General features: G+C 44.2%; 15 protein-coding genes. 13 read left to right on the top strand and 2 right to left on the bottom strand.

Translation table 11 applies throughout. The annotated features are described in order from the left end of the window. Window positions 1-864 precede the first annotated feature (864 nt). The 3 genes from B2089_RS07295 (at window position 865) to B2089_RS07305 (ending at window position 8,659) form a co-directional block, all read left to right on the top strand. Window positions 865-4,542, top strand: a complete 3,678-nt coding sequence (locus tag B2089_RS07295) for a hypothetical protein (RefSeq protein ID WP_296321965.1) — start codon at window positions 865-867, stop codon at window positions 4,540-4,542. Between the two features lie 94 nt (window positions 4,543-4,636). After that, the gene (locus B2089_RS07300) at window positions 4,637-7,444 is read left to right on the top strand and encodes a hypothetical protein (protein ID WP_296321961.1); all 2,808 of its coding nucleotides are present in this window, start codon (window positions 4,637-4,639) and stop codon (window positions 7,442-7,444) included. A 27-nt stretch (window positions 7,445-7,471) separates the two neighbouring features. Further along, entirely contained in the window at window positions 7,472-8,659 is a 1,188-nt protein-coding gene (locus tag B2089_RS07305) for a hypothetical protein (protein ID WP_296321958.1), read from the top strand. A gap of 7 nt (window positions 8,660-8,666) precedes the next feature. Here B2089_RS07305 and B2089_RS07310 read toward each other — a convergent pair whose 3' ends face one another. After that, window positions 8,667-9,695, bottom strand: coding sequence for a radical SAM protein (locus B2089_RS07310; protein WP_296321955.1), 1,029 nt, complete (start codon window positions 9,693-9,695; stop codon window positions 8,667-8,669). Window positions 9,696-9,921: 226 nt separating this feature from the next. Here B2089_RS07310 and B2089_RS07315 point away from each other — a divergent pair, with 226 nt between their 5' ends. Further along, window positions 9,922-11,193 (top strand): phosphoglycerate kinase, encoded by a 1,272-nt coding sequence (locus tag B2089_RS07315; protein ID WP_296321953.1) that lies wholly within the window; start codon window positions 9,922-9,924, stop codon window positions 11,191-11,193. Between the two features lie 68 nt (window positions 11,194-11,261). On the opposite strand, the gene tpiA is transcribed toward B2089_RS07315, so the two are convergent. Then, window positions 11,262-12,017, bottom strand: a complete 756-nt coding sequence (gene tpiA, locus B2089_RS07320; RefSeq protein WP_296321950.1) for a triose-phosphate isomerase — start codon at window positions 12,015-12,017, stop codon at window positions 11,262-11,264. Window positions 12,018-12,226: 209 nt separating this feature from the next. Here tpiA and secG point away from each other — a divergent pair, with 209 nt between their 5' ends. The 9 genes from secG to B2089_RS07365 form a co-directional block, all read left to right on the top strand. Next, window positions 12,227-12,643 carry a preprotein translocase subunit SecG gene (gene secG, locus B2089_RS07325; RefSeq protein ID WP_296321948.1) on the top strand — a complete coding sequence of 139 codons (417 nt, stop codon included), beginning with the start codon at window positions 12,227-12,229 and terminating at the stop codon, window positions 12,641-12,643. Window positions 12,644-12,665: 22 nt separating this feature from the next. Further along, window positions 12,666-13,133, top strand: coding sequence for a PTS sugar transporter subunit IIA (locus tag B2089_RS07330; RefSeq protein WP_296321938.1), 468 nt, complete (start codon window positions 12,666-12,668; stop codon window positions 13,131-13,133). A 25-nt stretch (window positions 13,134-13,158) separates the two neighbouring features. Further along, a complete protein-coding gene (locus B2089_RS07335) occupies window positions 13,159-13,467 on the top strand; it encodes a hypothetical protein (RefSeq protein WP_296321935.1) in 309 nt (102 codons plus the stop codon). A gap of 8 nt (window positions 13,468-13,475) precedes the next feature. Beyond that, window positions 13,476-14,351, top strand: coding sequence for a V0D/AC39 family V-type ATPase subunit (locus B2089_RS07340; RefSeq protein WP_296321931.1), 876 nt, complete (start codon window positions 13,476-13,478; stop codon window positions 14,349-14,351). A 3-nt stretch (window positions 14,352-14,354) separates the two neighbouring features. Continuing rightward, window positions 14,355-16,328, top strand: a complete 1,974-nt coding sequence (locus tag B2089_RS07345) for a V-type ATP synthase subunit I (RefSeq protein ID WP_296321928.1) — start codon at window positions 14,355-14,357, stop codon at window positions 16,326-16,328. A 46-nt stretch (window positions 16,329-16,374) separates the two neighbouring features. Continuing rightward, complete coding sequence (locus B2089_RS07350) at window positions 16,375-16,734, top strand: ATP synthase subunit C (RefSeq protein WP_296321926.1); 360 nt, start codon at window positions 16,375-16,377, stop codon at window positions 16,732-16,734. 6 nt (window positions 16,735-16,740) lie between these two features. Next, window positions 16,741-17,073 (top strand): V-type ATP synthase subunit F, encoded by a 333-nt coding sequence (locus B2089_RS07355; protein ID WP_296321923.1) that lies wholly within the window; start codon window positions 16,741-16,743, stop codon window positions 17,071-17,073. Between the two features lie 164 nt (window positions 17,074-17,237). Further along, window positions 17,238-19,268 carry a methyl-accepting chemotaxis protein gene (locus B2089_RS07360; RefSeq protein WP_296686551.1) on the top strand — a complete coding sequence of 677 codons (2,031 nt, stop codon included), beginning with the start codon at window positions 17,238-17,240 and terminating at the stop codon, window positions 19,266-19,268. Then, a partial coding sequence (locus B2089_RS07365; protein WP_296686554.1) for a hypothetical protein occupies window positions 19,249-20,521 on the top strand: 1,273 nt, incomplete at its 3' end. The genes B2089_RS07360 and B2089_RS07365, both read left to right, overlap by 20 nt.

Consider the following 20,521-nt stretch of genomic DNA (forward strand, 5'->3'; position numbering starts at 1 on the left):
AACTCATACACATCTCAGATGGTTCGCACAATCAAATACTTCAGCGAGAATTGTTAATTTTTAGATTGATTTGATAAAAAGGCATCACCGTTTTGGTGGTGCTTTTTTGTTTTATGAAGTATTTGATTGTTCTTTTTATTCTACTGGTCGCGTTGTTGCTACGCAAAACGTTCCCGCACAAGGCTGCGCCACTGCTCGCCTTGTGGGTTCGCACTATCAAATACTTCTCGTTAGGAAGCTTTGCTTCCATGAACTGCTAAGCTATTTTAGGATTATCTGATTAAAAAACCCGCTTCGGCGGTTTTTTTTTTATGAGTTTTCATTATCATTTGATTCAACTGTCGCGAAATACGCTGCGCGTTTTCGCTCCGCGCGGTCGCACGCTTGCTACGACCGCGGGTACGACAACGAAAATAGCTACACTTCACAGATGCCCATGCGCGAGAGCGCAAACGTCAATAACTTCCTTAGTGGCAAACGGCGCGTCAGCGACGTATGGTAAGAACAATCAAATACTTCAGCGAGAACTGCTAAGTCTTAGATTGATTAGATTAAAAGCACTGGTCTTCCATGGCTGGTGCTTTTTTTTGTTTCCGAAGTATTTGATTGTTCTTTTTATCCTACAGGTCGCGTTATTGCTACGCAAAAAGCTCCCGCACATTTCTGCGCTACTGCTCGGAATGTGGGTTCGCACTATCAAATACCTTTTGCAAAAAAAAGGCTCTATTGCGCAGTTTTCTTACTTTTTCCTATTTCTTTCTTTAAAATAAGTCTTAATAGTCCAAAATGTGGTATATTTATTATTTTTCAGATATATTAAGATGTGACGAAAATAAAAAAGTTCATTTTTTAAAGGGGGAAAGAATGAAAAAAGTTTTGAAAAAAAGAACAGCCTTCCTCTCTGCGTTGATTTCTCTTCTAGTGTTAGGCTGTTCTGTTTCTGGCTCTGACGGAGATGCTTCTTCGGTTACGGCTCCGGTAAGTAATCCACAGAGCATTGTCACTGGGACAAGTTCTGTCGGCGAAGAGCAGGAGGATGGCTCTTGGTTGATTCTTGATTGGAATGCTTCCGATTATGCATTTACGGAAAGCGACTCCTCTGCTGATGTCTCTGGAACATTTGGCGATGTTGCCGTTCTTTCTGGAAAGTCAAAGAAAAATGCGGGTTATATCCAGCTTTCAAAAAACGGAAGCGAAAGTAAAGGGGTGAAATTCCTTGTCCCGCTGAATACGAGCAAAATCATCGTGACGGCAAAAGTCGGTTCTTCTGACAAAACTTCTGCAAACGCAGTGATTACTTCTTCGGAGGCTGATTGGAAAACATCTTTCTCTGTTTCTTACCGGAAAGAAGATTCTAATGGGGTGTTAAAAAATGCAGAAAAAGATTACGAATTCAATCCTTCATTCACGAAAACTACCGATGATGAAGGAAGTGAACTCAACTCAAAGACAATCATCATTTATAACTCAGATTCTGAGGCTTCTTTAAACATAATTGCGGTCAAAGTTTATGCTCCGACAGAGTGGATTAAGGAGACAACAAAGACTGTTACCTCAAAAAGCACTGACACAGGAGATAAGTATAATGACTCTGATGAAAGTTCTTCTGTGAATCTGGATGATACGAGTGCGGAAACTTCAAATGTAGCTGTTCAAATTACCGAGGCAGAAGGGTGGCTTGAAACTGCCTATATTAAATTTTCTCCGCTATCAAACGCAAAATCATACACTGTTAAGGTTGACGGCGTTAAAATTGATGATGCGCTCATCCGTACTTATCCTGAGTATATTCGGGCTGATGCAATCGGTCTGAGTGCAGGGGAGCATACGATGACCGTTTCTGCAAATCTTGAGGACGGGACTGTGAGTGCAGAGTCAAGCGCAACAATGAAAGTCCTTGCTCATGAAAGAACTGGATTTGCCTTTACTGATTCTATTGTTCCAGGAGCTTACAATAAGGATGGTAGGCTTAAAGATGGTGCAATTATCGTTTATGTTACGAATGATACTTTTGATTCTGTCGTTCTCACGGTGAATAAAAACAATAAGGGCGAGACTATCGAGCTTACAGGTGTTCAGAAAATTGTTGATACGAGCGGATATTGGAAATATGCGGAATTCAACAATAATGCGCCGCTTGTCATTCGAATTCTCGGTAAAATTGACACAAACGGCTTCCCGTCGTCAAGCTGGGGCTCATCGGAAGAAGGTTTGCAGATTAAGGGATCGGGAAAGGTTGATACTGTGCTGACACTCGAAGGTGTTGGCGATGACGCGACATTGTACGGATTCGGCGTTTTATGTCGAAATTCGCGCTATGTGGAGCTTAGGAATTTCGCCGTTATGTGCTGCAAAGATGACAGCATTTCTCTTGATACTGACAACTTGTACACATGGGTTCACAACCTTGATTTGTTTTATGGAAATGCAGGAAGCGATGGCGATCAAGCCAAAGGCGATGGAACAATTGATGTTAAGGGTGACTCAAAATACCAAACTTACAGTTATAACCATTTCTGGGATAACGGAAAATCTTCTCTTTGCGGTATGAAGGACGAGACTGGTCCGAATTACATTTCTTATCATCATAACTGGTTTGACCATTCTGATTCTCGCCATCCTCGTGTCCGTTCAATGAGCGTTCATGTTTATAACAACTACTTTGACGGAAATGCGAAGTATGGAATCGGTGCTGCAATGGACTCAAGCATTTTTGCCGAGGGGAACTTCTTCAGAAATGCTCACGATCCGATGTTGTCTTCAAAACAGGGAACTGATGCAACAGGAGACGGAACATTCTCTGGAGAAAACGGCGGAATCATTAAGGCTTACAACAATAAATTCACTGAATGCAATACGAATGGCGTAAAGTTCCAGTTTATTACTAATGAAGATACAGACGACAATGATTTTGACGCTTACATTGTTTCAAGTCGCGAGCAAACTCTTCCTTCATCCGTAAAAACCGTAAGCGGCGGAAAGTCATACGATAATTTTGATACTAGCGTAAATCTTGGCGTAACTGCGGCAGAAATTGATTCTCCTGATACGGCAAAAGCAAAAACTGTCGCTTATTCCGGCCGTCACAATCCTGATTTTAAATGGACTTTTGATAATACGAAGGCAGACGCAAGTTATGCTATCGACAAGGATTTGAAAGCTGCTGTAGTTGCGTATGAAGGAAAACTTGTTTCCGTGCAGGGAAATATTGCAAGTTCATCTTCAAGCGGGGAGGAGACGCCAGCCGTTACCTTTGAGCCTAAAACCATCATAGTAGAAAATACGGTTGATACACTCGGCCTTGTTGCCGTGAGCGTGAAAAGTGGCTCTGAGTCTGTTGCGACAGCGAGTTGTGACGAGGATTGTATTAAAATAACATCTGTCGCAAAGGGGAGCGCAACGATTACTTGTGCCGACTCTGATGGTAATGCAGCGACGCTTACGGTCACTGTTGCTGCGGACGGTTCTCTTACAAATACGATTAAAAAAGCTGTGGTAATCGATGTGTCCGCATTGACCGCAATTGAAGAGAAGACTTATAACCTTGTTTCTGGAAATCTCTTTGAAAAGCAAGAGGCTGGAATTCTTCAGACAAAATCCGGAATTATGGTGACTTGTAAAATTGACGGAAACGGTGCGAATGTAAAACAGGATTCTTCATCTGGAGCGATTTATTTCCGTACGGAAAAAAGTTATATGCTTTCGTTTGAGACTGGAAGCAATGCTGCTGCTGTTTTTACGGTCTCGAAGAACGGAAGTGAATCTGGAACGGCTCTCGTCAATAAGAGCGGTTCTGTTTCCCTTGAGATTGCGGCAGGAATGTATAAGATTGTTGGAAGTGCAAGCTCTGCCGCAAAGATTTCAAGTCTGACTTTCGTGGAAAACAATTTTATAGGTCAGACCGTAACGATTGCAAACACCGACTCTGAGCTTGGTTTGATCGCGTCAAATGTAACCAACAGTTCTAATGCAATCGCAAGTGCAGAAATCACAGATGAGGGGATTGTCATCACATCTAATGCAGCGGGTTCGGCGACAATCACCTGTACGAATGCCGAAGGCAATGCGGCGACTATTTCCGTAACGGTGAGCGGAAGCGGAAAAATTACGACTGTGGTAAGCAAATACAGCGAAGCAGAAGAAGGCGGAAATGTCGGAAGTAGTTTCTGTTCATTCACAAAAGACGGTGCAAGTGACTCTGCCTTCACTGTTGCAGGAAGTATTGCAACTGACAAAGGCTCATATACTATAGGTTCAATCCCTTACAGCGCATGTGTAAAGCTTGATTCTGGTGGAAGCGTAAGTTTCACGACTGCCAAGAAACTTACACTTACGGTTTATATGAAGGTAAAGAAGACAAGTGAGATTCAGGTTTCGATAGACGGAACAAAATATACATTGATTGGTGGTTCTACAGTTGCTTCTTCATCGAGTGCTACAACAGAGCAGTATTATTACACGACAACCATTGCTGCGGGTTCTCATACCATAGCAAAAGGAAAAGGTGAAACCTATCTCTTTGCTATTGCACTAAGCGAGTAAATCATCATCTGTTTAACCTTCCCCGCCTGCATCTTCTGTGGGCGGGGCTTTTTTTTACATTGACAAAATCTGCTTATTATTTAAAAATTGAAGAATGGAAGAAAATCGTACTGAATCAGAAAATGTCACTGCATTAAATGAAATAGAAACTCCTGCAGAAAGTAATCCCGCCGCTGAAAATGCGCCTGAAAATCAAGCCCCCAAAAAACGGAATCCCTTTGTTCGTTTTTTCTTTTCTATTGTAACGATTATTCTCACGCTGGTCGTGCTTCTTGCCGCTGCGCTTGCTTTTTCGGCTTTTGACCGCCGGTCTTCGCTTGCCTCAATTCCGCGGAATTATTCTATTTATGTACGCACTGATTCTGCCTTTGACACGGTGAATCCTTTTTTTGACTTGCAGGCGGCGGATGTTTTTCTTTCTTCTCCGGAATTTTCTTCTGTTCGTAAGACTTTCATGGATTTTCGCTCATCTCCCTTGCGTGAAAATCCCTTTTTTCAATTTGTGGCTTCCCGGCCGGTGGATTTTGCTCTGTATGGCTCAGGAACAAAAATCGGCGAGGACTCTCATTTTGTCGCGGTCGTTAATCTCGGCATGTTCTCCCTGCTTACCCGCACGGGTGCTTTTATGTATCCCAAGTTGAATCTGACTGTCGAGAATCTTTCTTATGATACGAACGAACAGACTTCTTACTTTGTCTATGAAATTCCCGCAAAACGAGACGAAAAGGGCAGGCTTCTTCAAAACTCACTAAAAATTTACTTCAAGGCGGTCAAAAATCTTGTGATTGCCTCTGATTCCTTTGAGCATTTGCTGACGGCAAGCCTGGTTGCCAATGACACGACATATACCGACGAGCAGAAAAAACTCTTCAAAGGAAACTCAAAAGGAGAACTTAGAATTGTCGCGGATGCCCATTCTCTGATGAACACTTTTACCGAAGGAAACGAAATCCTCTCGTCAATGTCGGCTATTATTTCCTCGGATTCTTTGAGCGTCATCTCTTTTTCAATTTCTGATTCAGATGTTTTCCTAAAATGCCGGCTTCCTGTTTCTTCTGCCGAGGAAGATTCCCGCTCCCTCGCTCCGATTCTCGCGAAAAAATCTACCGCACCGTCTTTCCTCACGCGCCTTTCTGACATCACCCAATATTACACGATTTTAAATGCAGGTACTCTTGAAGAACTCAAAGAAGCTGTTCTTCCCTTTATTCCCAGCGTGAAAAATCCCGAAGAATTCTGGAAAGATTGTGATGACTGGTCAAAAACTCTCCTCAATATGGATTTGAACGAATTCCTTTTCTCTTGGACAGGGAGTGAATTCGCAGTTCTTGGTATCGAAAATCAGAACGACCCGGTTTTTGCCCTTCAGGTCAGGGACGAAAAACAAAGACAGCAGGTCTTTAATAAACTAACTTCTTCTGTTTTGATTAAAGATGATAATTCCCTTATTTTGGGCGGGGTTCGTCTTCCGCGCCTGCAATTTCCTGCTTTTTTGAACTGGATGCTTTCGGTCGTCGGTATTGATTTGCCGACTCCTTATTTTATGGTTCTTGACGGAACGATTTATTTCTCCGAGAGCCCTGAATGTCTTTCAGCTGTCTACACAAACGCTCATTCAGGAAAATCTCTGGTCAAAAGCAAAAATTATCAGGCAATTTCCGAAGGGCAGAAAAACGAAGCCTCCCTTTCCCTTTTTTACAATCTGGAGCGCAGCATTCCTTTCTTCCTGCGCTCAAATGCCTCTTTCTCAAAAGTATTGCAGCTTTACACCATGGGTCGCTTTGATGCCCGCACAGAAAAAAGTGTGCTTGAGCTTTCACTCCATGCTTGTGCCCGAAAGAGCGGCAGTTTATACGCGGTTCCGGGATTCCCCATCTTGCTGGAGGGCCGACTTGACTCTGGAAACCTGCAAGTAGATTCTGGAAAAAGCCCCCAGCATGTCTATTGGGTCGAAAACGCAAACACGATTAAATCCCTCGATGTCTCAAGTATGCAAATTTCCTCAAAGGCCGATTCCGACAGCATAAGCATTGTTGCCAGCGAAAAATCAAAGAACGGTGGTTTCTTGTGGTCAGTGACATCACATGGCATGGTCTCTCTCTTAAACGCCTCTTTGGAGCCAGTGCAGAAATTCCCCATTATGCTCGGTGAGACTGTGACCTGCCGTCCCTGTGCTGTTGGCGAGAATCTCGTAGTCATTTCGGAACGGGGCTCGGTTCTTATCGTAAAGCCGGACGCCTCTCTCATCACGATTGAAATCCCCGGTCTGTCTGCAAAGTCTGAGCCAGTCGCACTTGCTGGCGGAAAGAGTTTCGCACTTTACAGCAAAGGCTTTTTAGGAAAAATCTACTATTTTGAAGGCGACAAATGTCTCAACGCGGACGCTCCCTTTGAGATTCCGGGAATTGCCCTTGGTTCTCCTGCTCTTTTGAAATCTGGCGGAAAAACCTACATCGGCTTTGTGACCCAGGCTGGCGAAATGAATGTCTGGCGCGCTGATTCAAGCGATGGCTCACAAATCGAAGGCTTCCCAAAACGAATCGGCGGAGTTTTTATGACAAATGTCGTTGCGAGCGAAAAATACTTCTATGCTCTTTCAAGCGATGCCCTTTTGTACAGGATTTCCCTTGACGGCTCTATGCTCACTGTTCAAATTCCGAATTCAAGGGCAAAAGAAGGCTATCTTTGTGTGCGCGACAGCGAGCGTAACGGAAAGATAAGCGTTTTTGTCTGCGCGGACGCGAATGTGATTTACGGATTTAACGAAAATCTGGAGCTTCTTTCGGGGTATCCGCTTACTGGCTGGGGAAAACCTGTCTTTGCAGATGTAAACGGAGACAAAATCGGCGAATGTATCGCCCTTACTATCGATAAAAAACTGGTTGCATGGAAAGTTCGGTAATTTATGATGCAGAATGAGGAGTTGGAAATGAAAAATGTGAAATTAAAAGGGGGAAGTCTCCCCCTCGCTTCAAACGCTGGCGCGTTTTACGCTACCCCCTCTGCGGACTTTCCCCCGCAACGCCCCCTCAAGGCTTTTTTCTTTGCAGGGCTTCTTCTCCTGCTTTTCGCATCCTGTGCCTCCATGCAGGATGATGTTTATATTGATGCAGTTTCTTCAAGTGCGGAAATTTCTGCCTTCGAGAGTCGCTTCGCTCTTTTTGACGCTCAGTTTTACGAGGGCACGGAATCTTCCCATGCAAAAGAATGGCAAAAATCTGGCGAAAAATTGATTTCTGACATCGAGACAAATTTAAAGGATCTTTCTCTTAAAAAAGCCATTGTCGCCCGCTTGTATGCCATTGCAGGATGCGCCGCCTTTGATCTAGGAAACAAAGGCCAGTCAAAAAAATATTATGAATCTTCTCTTCAAAGCTTTAAGGGAGACGCGCGCGCTCTGATTCTTGCGAGCAGGCTCGGCCTTGAAAAGGATTTAACCGAAAAAATGAAACTTTTCTCGGATAAATCCCTGCTTAATCTTGAACTTGCCCTTATGAATTATGCGTCCCAGAATTACGCTTCGGCCTTGGCTTCCTTTGACGAGGCTTTTCTTTCCCTTGATTCTTTTTATCGCTCGGCTTACGGCTCTCTCCGTGACACAAGCTGGAATTTAAGAAATCTTTCTGGTGACAAAGATTCTCGCTCTGCCCAGTTGCTTGCGCTTAAAAATCTCACTGTCATGCAGATGCTTTTGCTTGCCAACCAAAGCCCGGATCTTCTCTATAATTACACGGTGGGAAAGCAGGTTTCTGACAAGGAACTTTACAACAAGGTCGCGGGAGGCGGGCTTTTAAATCCTGTCTCTCAGCCCTTGGACGCCGATAATGCTGTTTCTAAAAATACAGTCGTGACCCGTCTTATTGCCGCCCGTTTTTTGTGGAATCTCTATAATCAGCGGAAGAATAGTCCCCAAAATCTCACAAAGTATTCGGATGTGTATAAAGCAAGAAGAATGAGAAGCCCTGTGGGGGATGTAAAACTTGGTTCCCCTGACTTTGACGCAGTGCTGGGCTGCGTCGAGAACGAAATCATGCACCTGGAAGACGGAATTGACTTTGGAGCCGAAAAGGAAGTGAGCGGGGCCGAATTCGATGAAAGCGTAAGAAAAATAAAGTAATTCATCATTACAAATTCTGCATTACAAAATCGCAGAAAGTACAGATGTCGCTTGTTTTCCCTTGGGGGAGTTTTCCTTTTTTTTGAAGAGTTTTAATCAGGCTTGAAAGCCCTTTCTCAAAGCAAATCGAGACCATTTTGTTTTCCCTGGATTTTTGGAGCACAGTGTCGAAAGTATCCGTGATTTTTCCGATTAAGAGTTTTGTGTTCTCGTTGGCAAAGCCGCAGCAGGGAGCGATGTCGCCTGTGGCATGAACGAAGAGAATCTGACCCATGGACTCGCAGAAGTCGTCCTCAAACCATTCCTTGTCTTTAAAAGCCCTTGCATCCGAAGATTGATAGCACTCTGTCTGGATGTAGGCCGGGAGAAAATGCTCTTCGTCTGTGAGTGTGGCTATTCCCCGTCCGGATTTTGAGAGATTTTCTACGTAATCAAGATTCAAACGGTTTGCAAGAAAGCGAAGCATTTGCGGGACATTCGGGGGCGTTACGGGGGTAGGGAGCGACGGCATAGCCGGCAAAACCTGCGAGGTAGGTTTTGAGCGAGTCTCGGAGAGGGCTGTGCCCGAACCGTCCCCCTCATTTTTCACGCTTTGGATTTCCACTGAATCTCCGCCGAAAATTTCCCAAGCACTTTGAATGAATGTGGCGGCCCGCTCTTCGCTCTGGCCGTGGAAAGTGTCGTAGCTGAGACAGATTTTGCCGTCGTAGCCTGAGTCATAGACTTTTTGCAGGCTGGAGCGCAAATCTTCCTCGCTTTTCCACCAGTCGCCGTTAGTCATGATACGGTCGAACATGAAATCATAGTCCACTGACGCTTTAATCACTTGGCAGAGAAAATCTAAGCACAAAAAAGGCTCGCCGCCAGAAAAACCGATTCGCTCAATCTGAGAATTCTCGGACTCGCGGACGCTCTGCAAAAAAGAAAGGGCTTGTTCCGCCTTGAGAGAAGAAGGAGCCCGTTTGATAAAGCAGTGGGGGCAGTGCAAGTTACAAGCCGTAGTGGTGGCAAAAATGATTTCCGTAGGATTGAACATGGAAATATTATAGTAAATTTCTCACAGAGGGCACAGAGACCACAGGGAAAAAATAATGGAAAAACTCTCTGTGAAGTCTTAAGCCTGCGCAAGATAGTTGCCTCGGAGAATCGCTGAAATTACCGTGCAATTTTTTAACGCTCCCTGTCTGTGAGGAATTTCGATTGAATTTGTATTAAAAACGGTGTAAACTAAATTCTGACTTTTATAAAAGGAGTTTTTACAGATGATTAAGACAGTAAAAGATGTTGACCTCAAAGGCAAACGCATTATCATGCGCGTTGATTTCAATGTTCCTATGAAAGACGGTGTCGTTCAGGATGACACTCGAATTATGGCAGCACTTCCTACCATTAAGTATATTCTTGAGCAGAATCCCCGTTCGCTCGTTCTTATGAGCCACTTGGGCGATCCGAAAAAGGATGTTAAAAAGGCTCAGGAAAAGGCAGAAAAAGCCGGAAAAACATGGACTTCTGAAGATGCAGAAAAATTCATCAACGGCAAAAACCGCATGAAGCCGGTCGTTGAGTATTTCGCAAAAAAACTCGGCAAAGATGTCACATTCTTGCCAGATGCTCTCGGCCAGAAGGCTGCAATCGACGCTCTCCCAGAGGGTGCTGTCGCAATGCTTGAGAATGTCCGCTTCCACAAAGAAGAGACTTCAAAAGACGCAGCTGAGCGCGACGTAATGGCAAAAGAGCTTGCTACTTACGGTGACATTTTCGTAAACGACGCATTCGGTACAGCTCACCGCGACCAGGCTTCTACAGCTTCTATCGCAAAATTCATGCCGGTTCCATCTGTTGGCGGCTTCCTTATGGAAAAAGAAGTTAAATACATCCAGCCAATGGTTGAGAACCCACCAAAACCACAGGTTGCTATCATCGGTGGTGCAAAGGTTTCTTCAAAAATTGCTGTTTTGGAGTCTCTCTTGAAAAATGCTTCTGCCCTCGTTATCGGCGGCGGTATGGCTTACACCTTCCTCAAAGCACAGGGACACAAAGTCGGTATCTCTTTGGTTGAGGATGACTTCATCGATACAGCAAAAAAATTGCTCGCTGACGCAGAAGCAAAAGGCGTTAAAATCGTTCTCCCGGTTGACCATGTTGCCGCAGACAAATTCGACGCTAACGCAACTCCAGTGGCAGTTGACGGCGTAGACATTCCTGACAATCTCATGGCTATGGATGTCGGCCCAAAGACAATTGAGCTTTACAAGGAAGTTCTTTCTACAGCCAAGTCTGTTGTATGGAACGGACCGGTGGGCGTATTTGAATTTGATGCCTTCGCAAAGGGAACTGCTACTGTGGCCCAGCTGGTTGCAGACGCTACAGGCCGAGGCGCAATGACTGTCGTTGGTGGCGGTGACTCAGTCGCAGCTGTAAATAAATTCCACCTGGCAGACAAAATGAGCCATGTTTCAACTGGCGGCGGCGCTTCCCTCGAATTCCTCGAAGGCAAAACACTCCCAGGCATTGCAATCTTGGCTACGAAATAATTCAGGAAGTTAAAACAAAAAATCCTGCTCGATTGAGCAGGATTTTTTTATGTATCGTAAGTTACAGCTTACTTGCTTGCGAATTTACAGATTGTCGTGAATTTGTCGACTTTAAGGGAGGCGCCGCCAATTAAGCCGCCGTCAATGTCTGGCTGGGCGAGCAATTCCTCTGCATTAGCATCGTTCATTGAGCCACCGTAGAGGATTTTGATTTCTTCTGCGGCTTTTGGACTGTAAAGGCGGGTGATAACTGAGCGGACAGAAGCGTGAACTGCCTGCGCTTCCTCAGGTGTTGCTGTTTTACCTGTACCGATAGCCCAGACCGGTTCGTAAGCGATTGAAATGTGAGAAAGCTGCTCCTCGCTTACATCTTTGAGACCTTCGCGAATCTGAAGCTCGCAGATTCTCTCTGTGACGCCGACGATTCGGTGAGAAGAAAGTTCTCCGATACAAAGAACTACATCAAGACCTGATTCCAAAGCAAGATGGATTTTTTTGTTGATGAGAGCATCGTTTTCGTAGAATTCGTAGCGCCGTTCTGAGTGACCGAGAATGACCGTTTCGACACCGATGTCTTTGAGCATTTCGCCAGAAACCGCTCCAGTGTGCGCTCCGTTCTTTGTGGCAGCCATGTCTTGAGCACCAAGGATAATATTTGAGCCCTTAATGACCTGATATACTGCGTCAAGGTAAACGAATGGTGGGGCTATCATGTATTTTGCATTCAATCCTTTTACGGATTCTACCAATCCTTTTGCGAGCTCAATGGCACTCGCTTTGTCCATATTCATTTTCCAGTTTCCAGCCACATATTTAGACCGCATGAATTTTCTCCTGATTTGTATTTTTATTACTCTATTATTTTAAGCCTGAATTCAATATATGTCAAAAAGAATGTAATTAATCTGCACTGATATGCCGGTAAATTCCCTATGATTACAAAAAGCACGGGTTTCTGTTATTGACTACAAGCACGGATTTCTATAAAATGTTTTCTACTATTTATAATTGTTTTCATTCTTTGGAGAAAAAAATGGATATTATTAGAGGCGTGCTCATCGTTGCATTTGTAATTCTTTGTGTTCTTCTCGTCTTGCTTATTCTTGTTCAGGATCAGGATAACAGCGGAATGGGCGGTTTGCTTGGTGGCGGAAATTCTGCCGCATTCGGTTCACATTCAGCTTCGGTTCTTACAAAAGCTACTGTCGTGTTCGTCGTCTTGTTCTTTATCGTTACTTTTGCAATCGCAAAAGCTCTTCCGTCTCAGGCTGATTCTACAGACGCTGATTTGCGTGCTGCTGCCGAGGCTGCCGGAAAGGTCGAAGAGACAAGCGCTGAAACTGTATTGCCGCAGGCTTCAGAAGGCAAATGGTGGGATGATTCTTCAAAGACAGAAGAAACTGCTCCTGCAGAAACAAGCGCTCCTGTTACAGAAGCTGCCGCACAGTAATAAAAAGTAATCGAGGGAATTTGTGGTTTTACGAGAAATTTTTCCGAAAGACACGATTGTGCTCAATCTTTCAAGCACAGAAAAAGACGAACTTTTTGAAGAACTTGTCGAAACCATTCATTCCCATCATCCGAAATTCAATAAACAAGAGGCATTGGATTGCCTTAACGAGCGTGAGTCTAAAATGACCACCGGAATCATGCATTCGGTTGCCATTCCTCACGCTCTTATTCCCTCTATGCATGGTGCTGTGGGCGCAATCGGAATCAGTCAGGAAGGAATCGATTATGATTCTCTCGACAAAGCTCCTGTTCATGTTGTTTTCATGATTATCGGCGGCGAAAATGAAACTGAGCATCATATTCAGATTTTAAAACAACTGGCAACAGTCCTCCAAATTCCCGATTTTGTAAAAAATCTTCTTTCCTTAAAATCGTCTTCAGAAATATACAATTTTATTTGCAATTCAGAGGAATCTTTGTTAAACTAGATTCACTGTTTATTTGAGGTGAATCATGTCTGAAAAAGAAGTTAATACAATCAGCCATCTTTTGGAAGTTGAGCAAAAAGCAACGGAATTGACTTCGCAGGCACAACTTGATGCCGACAAAAAAATTGCTCAGGCAAAGGCTCAGGCTGATTCCCAGTTTAAATCAGAATACGAAAAAATCGTCGCTGAGTGCGAGCAGAACTACGCTCAAAGAACGGCTTCCCTGGACGATAAAAATCAGGAAGAAATCTCTTCTTATAAAAAGCGGATTTCAGAGAGTGCGCTTGATGTCAAAGCTTTCAATTCATTCCTTGACTCGGTTCTTGCAAAATAGGTCGCGCTATGGGCAGTTTGGATACTTCGGCAGCTTCTAGTTTTGTCTATGCAAAGGCAAGTGCGCTTCTCTCAAAATCTTTCACCGGCGAACGGGCTGCAAAACTCTTTTCGGTGCAGTCTTTGCGTGAGCTTTACACACTTTTGTTTGATGATGACATTCCTCCTGTTCCGGAAGTGCTGCTCTCAAAGGAAATCGAAACTAAGGCGGCGGAAAATTTCATTTCTCTCTATAAAAATCTTCTTTCTGAATATGACAAGCCTTCGCCAATCCTTTCTGAAATTCTTTCTTTTTACGAATACGAGAATTCCGAAAGCTCAAATCCGGCTTCTGACCGGCAGCGAATAATGGCTTTGTGGAATGCGGTTTCCTCACTCAAAGGAAATGACCGCACATATCTGGCCCGGCTCTACAAAACAGAAATTTCTTTTAAAAATATCCTCTGGGTGCTTCGTCTCAAGGTTTACTATCATTTTTCAAACGAGGAGATTCTGGATCATCTTGTTTACAGCACGAGCCACAAGAATAAGGGTGATGTTCTGGTTCGTGAGGCGGTGGCAATCCTCAATAAAGACATCTCTTCTTACGATGACTGGAAAAGCTGGAAGTACGCGGAATTTTTGAATCCCCATGAAGAAGGCGTCGTCTGGGAAATCGATCCCACATGGATTGAGCGCAGCCTTAAAAATTATCTTGCGAAGTCTTACAAACGATTTTTCCATAAGGACCCTATGAGTGTGACAAGTTTGGTTTCTTGGTTTAGAATAAAGCAGTACGAGCTTGATTGCATTCGTGCGGTGGCAGAAGGGCTGCGACTTGGCGTTGAATCTGAGCATGTGATGAGCGTTGCCGGATATGCGTCAGCGCAAGGCGTTAAGGAGTAGGTTATGGCAAGAACGACACCCATGAACTTAGTTGAGCTGATGGTCATGAAGGATGACATCCGCTCTGTGCTTGAATTTTTAGGAAAAAAAGGCACATTTCAGTTTCAGAACAAAAAAGGCGGTGATTCTGACTCAAAAAATGAAAATCCTGAGCGTGATTTGTTCGTCAAATTGCAGGATGCCCGCTCTTTCCTCAATATAAATGACATTGACTCCGCTGACTTAAAATCGGCTTCTTGTGCCGGCGAAAAAGAAAGGGAACTTGCAGAAAAATTCCTTGCTGATGTGGAAGAACTCAAAAAAAGACAGACACAGGCTGCCGATGAACTTCGCCGGGTCAAAGAGTCAAAAGAAGAGGCCGAGTCTTTCAAAAATCTCAAAGTTCCTTTCTCTGAACTTGATCATCTTTCATTTCTTTCTCTTAAAATCGGTAAAATCGACCCGGCTTCCTTTGATGAGCTTTCAATTGCTGTGGGAAACCGCGCCATTGTCGTTCCTCTTGGCGATGATAAATCAAAAATCATGGCGGCAAGTTCTAAAAAGGCGCGTTTTTCATTAGACACTGAGCTTAAGAAATTCGGTTTCGTTCCCTTTGAGATTCCCGCTGATTTTAAGGGCGTTCCCGATGATGTGCTGAGTGGTCTTGAATCAAAATTAGCAGAAAGTCAAAAGGCAATTGATTATATAGAAGAAGAAAAAAAGAACATGGCAAGCACTCATGAAGACTTGCTCCGCTCATTACTGGCTTCTTTTGCAATTGCTGCTCAAATCGTTGATGTACAGAACAGCCTTGAGTCTACCAGTCTTGTTTACCGAATCACGGGCTGGATTCCAGGCAGTGATTGTCACTCAATGATGAAGGAAATGGACAAACTCACCGAGGGCAGAATTGCAATCCGGGTTTACAATCCTCATGAAGTTCCTTCTGTTTTAAACGGCACGGAGCAGGTACCTGTCCGGCTCAAGCACGGAAAATTGGTTGGTGCCTTTGAGCGCATGATTTTCAGCTACGGCTCGCCGGTTTACGGAGCCATTGATCCTACTCCTTTCGTCGCCCTTTTCTTTACTCTTCTCTTTGGAATCATGTTCGGTGACGCGGGACAGGGCTTTATCTTCCTTTTGGTTGGAATCTTAATGAGCCTCAAAGTGGTCAAAGTCGGCGGTTGGAATAAATTCGCGCCAATTTTCATGGCAATCGGCTGTTCCAGCATGATTATGGGTATTCTCACCGGTGAATTCTTCGGCACGGAGAAGGTTTTGGAGCCGGTGGCTGAGGCAATTACAGGTCTTTTTGGAAATCCCCATGCGCCAATCCTGAAACTTATGCCCGACGGAAGCGCTTCTTCAATCAAAACCATGTTCATGTTCTTCGGCGTTACTGTGGGCGTGGGCTTTATCATCAATTCAATCGGCCTTGTAATCAATATCATCAATAATCTGCTCTTGCATAGGGTGGGAAAGGCTTTGTTTGGAAAGAACGCGCTTTCCGGTGCCCTTTTCTTCTGGTATGTGGTGGTTATGGTCATCAGGATGATTGTCGCAGGTCACGCCATCGACAGCGCGGACATCACGGTCATTGCCGTTACCCTTCTGCTTACGATTTTCTGTGAGCCGATTCACCGGGCCTTGGAACACGAAAAACCGATTTTTGAGAACGGACTTTTTGCTGGAATCATCGAGGCTGTGGTAGAGCTTCTGGAAACTCTTATCAGCTATATGTCCAACTCAATCAGTTTCATCCGTGTGGGTGCCTTTGGTTTGGCTCACGCGGTCTTGGGCTTCATCATCCTCACTCTTTCTGAGATGGCGGGACCGGCTTATCTTTTGGTTATGATTATCGGAAACGGAATTGTCGTCGTCCTTGAGGGCATGATTGTTGCGATTCAGGTTATCCGATTGCAATACTATGAGTTCTTCTCTAAATTCTTCAATGAAACGGGCAGGGAGTTTAAGCCTTTCTCGTTTGATTATAAATAGATGCTGAATCAAGTTCAGCATGACATTATATAAGTGAGGTTTTGTTATGAACAAAAAAATTATGTTGGTCGCAGCCCTTCTTACAGGATTCGCTCTTTTTGGCGCAATCGCTCAGGATGCAAATGAGGCTCAGCCGGTCTCTCAGACGACTCAGGTTGCTCAGAACAATGCTGAGGCCTCTCCTGCAGAAAAAACTGATTCTTCTGCATTCAAGTACATCGCCGCTGGTCTTGCAGTTGGCTTGGCTTGTATCGCAGGCGGTATGGCTGTAGGAAAAATCGGTGCTGCCGCAATGGGTGCAATGAGCGAAAACGCAGAGCTTTCTGGTAAGGCTCTTCCATTCGTAGGTCTTGCTGAAGGTATATGTCTCTGGGGCTTCCTCGTAGCATTGCTTATCATTTTGTAATTCGGTATGGAATATTTCGTCATCGCAGAAAGGGAAATTATTCTCGGATTTAAGCTCGTGGGCGTGGACGGGGCAGTTGCTCTTAACCGCCCTGAGGCTTTGGACGCATTCCACCGTGTCACGGGAAGTGGCGGTGCTGAGAGCGTTCCTGTGGATGAACGACCGAAAATTCTGATTTTGACAGAGGATATTTCTGCCATGATTGAGGATGAAGTTCTCGCATGGCAGAAAAGCAGTCAGTATCCGCTGATTGTCGAGATTCCGGGCATTCACGGTCACCTTGAGGGCAAAAAATCCCTCACAGACGCAATCCGTGAAGCCGTAGGAATTTCTGTATAGAAAATTGAAGCTAAAGTTATTGATTCGGGGGCTGTCCAAAAAAAGGACAGCTTTTTTTTATATCAAAAAAGGAGATTGTCTTTTTTGTTTTTCAATTTTAAAATTATCTGATATAATTTAGATAAACATTAAGCGTCTGTATGAAAAGGAGGCGTAATAAAAGTATGAGACGGAAAGGGTCTATTTTGTGGCAGTTTCTCTTGCCGATTGTTGTGATTTTGGTGTGTCTTACGGCGCTGATTATTGGAAGCGTGATTTATACTTTCACCTCTTCTTATACGGCAAAGATAAATGCAGAAAATTCGGCGACAGCTTCTTATATTGCAGAGGCCGTATCGAATTTTATGGATGGCGCATATAATTTGACTGAGGAGCTTGTTTATAACTCAGATATAATTTCTATGGAGACGGACAAACAGCATTTAGTTCTTGCTTCGGTTGTCGAACGAAATCCGTATATGGAAACGATTTATGCCCAGCAAATGGACGGAGTTCAAACAGGGCGTTCTTCAGGAAACTTGGGAAACAGGCGGGATAGATGGTGGTTCAAGCAACTTTTGGAGACGAAGAAACCTTTCGTTTCAAATTCATATTATTCAATCGCAACGAATATGCCCTGTGCCTCGATTTTCTTTCCGATTAAGAATGGCAGCGAAATCATCGGAAATATCGGCGTGGACTTGAAACTTGATTATTTGCAGTCGCTCGTTGGAAAATACACGGATAACGAAGGGAACAGGTATTCTTTCATCATTGATGGTGCAGGCGTGGTTATGGCCCATCCAAATAATCAATATATAGAGGAGCTATACAATTACAAGTCTCTTACACACACGGTTTCTGTAAAAGACTCGAATGGGAATGTCGTGCGCGAAGGTAATAACATAGTTACGAAGGAAGAGCCTTTTGAGGCAGATTCACGACTTACCGAGGCGATTGAGAGCCTGCTCTCTGGAAAAAACGGAACTGCGCTTGCGAGCATGGACGGTACAGAGGCTTTCCTTGCATGGTCTCCAGTAAAACTTAAAGGCGACTCGGCGAGCTGGGGCGTCATCACGGTTCAGGGCGCAAAATCTGCTTTTTCGATGATGCGCAAGATTGTCAGCATAATGCTTATAATCGCAACGATAGTGCTTGTCGTATCCATTGTCATCGTAATTATACTCACACGGAAAATCACGAAGCCGATTACCGAAGTGTTAAACACTGTACGCACAAATACAAATGAAATTGCGGCTAGAAGTAGCGGGCAAATGAAGAAAATCAACATAAAAAGTCGCAACGAAATTGGTGATGTGGCAGATGGATTCAACATATTTAGTGAAAAACTCTGTGAAACGATGAGTAAAATCCACATGGCGCAGGAAAAAGACCACGAAATAGGAAACCGTCTTTTTGAGGAAACCCAGAGTCTTGCCGTTGCGACAAAAGAAACCGCGGCGACAAGCCAAGACTCGGCGGCGGCGGTAAAGGAAATCGTCGCTACGATGGAAGACACGAACGATCTTTCAGAAAACATCTCGCGAAAAATCAAGGATGTCTCCAGCGTGGCTAACACGACTTCATCAGATGTAGTGGACGGAGTAGCGCAAATCGAGCTGAATGTGAAGCAGCTGCACGAGATTTTTGACGCAAACCAGCAGACGATAGATGGAATCAAGACACTGAGCGAGAAAATCGAGAGCATCTGGGATATCGTAACGCTGATTAACAATGTCGCCGACCAGGCAAAAATCATCGCTTTCAATGCGGAATTAGAGGCTTCCACGGCGGGAGAGGCAGGAAAATCTTTCCGCATCGTGGCGAACGAAATCCGCCGGCTTTCTGACGGAATCATCGACGGAACGCACGAAATCAAGGAAAAAATCAACGAGATTCAGCATTCTTCCGACTCGCTCATTCTCGCTTCGGAGAGCAGCACCGAAAAAATCAACTCTGGTTATGAGAATGCGCGCGGACTTAGCGAAAAATTTGAGAGCATAAAGAAATCGGCGGAAATCACGGCGAAGAGCGCGGACGATATAGCCGACATAATCCAGCAACAGGCGAGTGCGAGCGAACAGATTCTCATTGCAATCAAGGAAATAGCGTCTGGCGTGGAGAATTTCACTGTGGCGACGGACAATATTTCCGGCGCGGCGGAAAATGTTCGAAAAATCAGTGAGGAGTTGAATAATGCAAGCAATGAGTTATAAAAAAAATCTCTTTATTTCTGTTCTTTCGATTATTCTCGTTTTAGCATTTCTTTGTATCGGCTATAACATCATCTCGAATCAGAATGCAAAGCGTAATATATCGCAGATTCTTCGAAAAGAGATTTCTGTTCGTGGCATAACACTGGAAAATGACATTCAGACTGATATTGCTATCGCAAAAAAACTGATAACATCTCCGCTTATCATTAATTTTTTTCAAAATCCGTCAGACACTGTTTTTCGGCCGACAGCCCTTGAAGAATTGAACAGCTATCAGTCCGCTTTTTCTTCAAATAATATATTTTGGCTTTCTGATGTAGACAAGCAATACTATTACAATGGCGAATATGTGTATACACTGGATCCGACAATTCCAGAAAGCGCTTGGTACGGGCAAGCTCTTAACGGAGAAAAAGATCTTTCTTTCAACATGAGTTATGATATCGGAATAAAAAAGATGCAGCTGTGGATTAACGCCATCGTTAAAAACGGCACTGTTCCAGTGGGAATTACGGGAACGGGAATCACGCTGAATACATTTGTCGAAAAGTGCTTTTTGGGCCTCGATGAATCATTTACTTGCTGTTTGTTCAATGAGAATAAGGAAGTTACCGGTGCGATTGACAAGAGCTTGCTGGATACAAGGACTCTTGTAGAGGATGTGTACGGTAAGAACATTCCGTTTGAAAAAATCATGCAAGAGGCGAAAGCCTGTGCCAGGGAGAAGAATTCTGAGGTCTATCTTTTTACGGTGAATGCAAAAGAACGCGGTGCAATCTGTTATCTTCCTAGCTATGACTGGTATTTCCTTGCCACCGCACCTGTATCTGCTGGTAAGGAAAAAGGTATATCGGCACTCTTAATTACTACAATCTTTTTGTGGCTTGTTTTTATCTTTATTATTCTCTTTATCTCAAAAATGCAGACTACAATGAAAAAAGTTCGTCTGGCACATGAAAAAGAAAAGGAGATGATGGAAAAAATCAACAGCGCGCGTGAAAAGGAACTTACATTGCAGAAAAAAGAGCGCGAAATGGGAAACCGTCTTTTTGAGGAAACCCAGAATCTTGCCGTTGCGACAAAAGAAACTGCGGCGACAAGCCAAGACTCGGCGGCGGCGGTAAAGGAAATCGTCGCTACGATGGAAGACACGAACGATCTTTCAGAAAACATCTCGCGAAAAATCAAGGATGTCTCCAGCGTGGCTAACACGACTTCATCAGATGTCGTGGACGGAGTAGCGCAAATCGAGC

Origin of the sequence: Treponema sp. UBA3813 (assembly GCA_002368605.1) — a bacterium.
GTDB lineage: Bacteria > Spirochaetota > Spirochaetia > Treponematales > Treponemataceae > Treponema_D.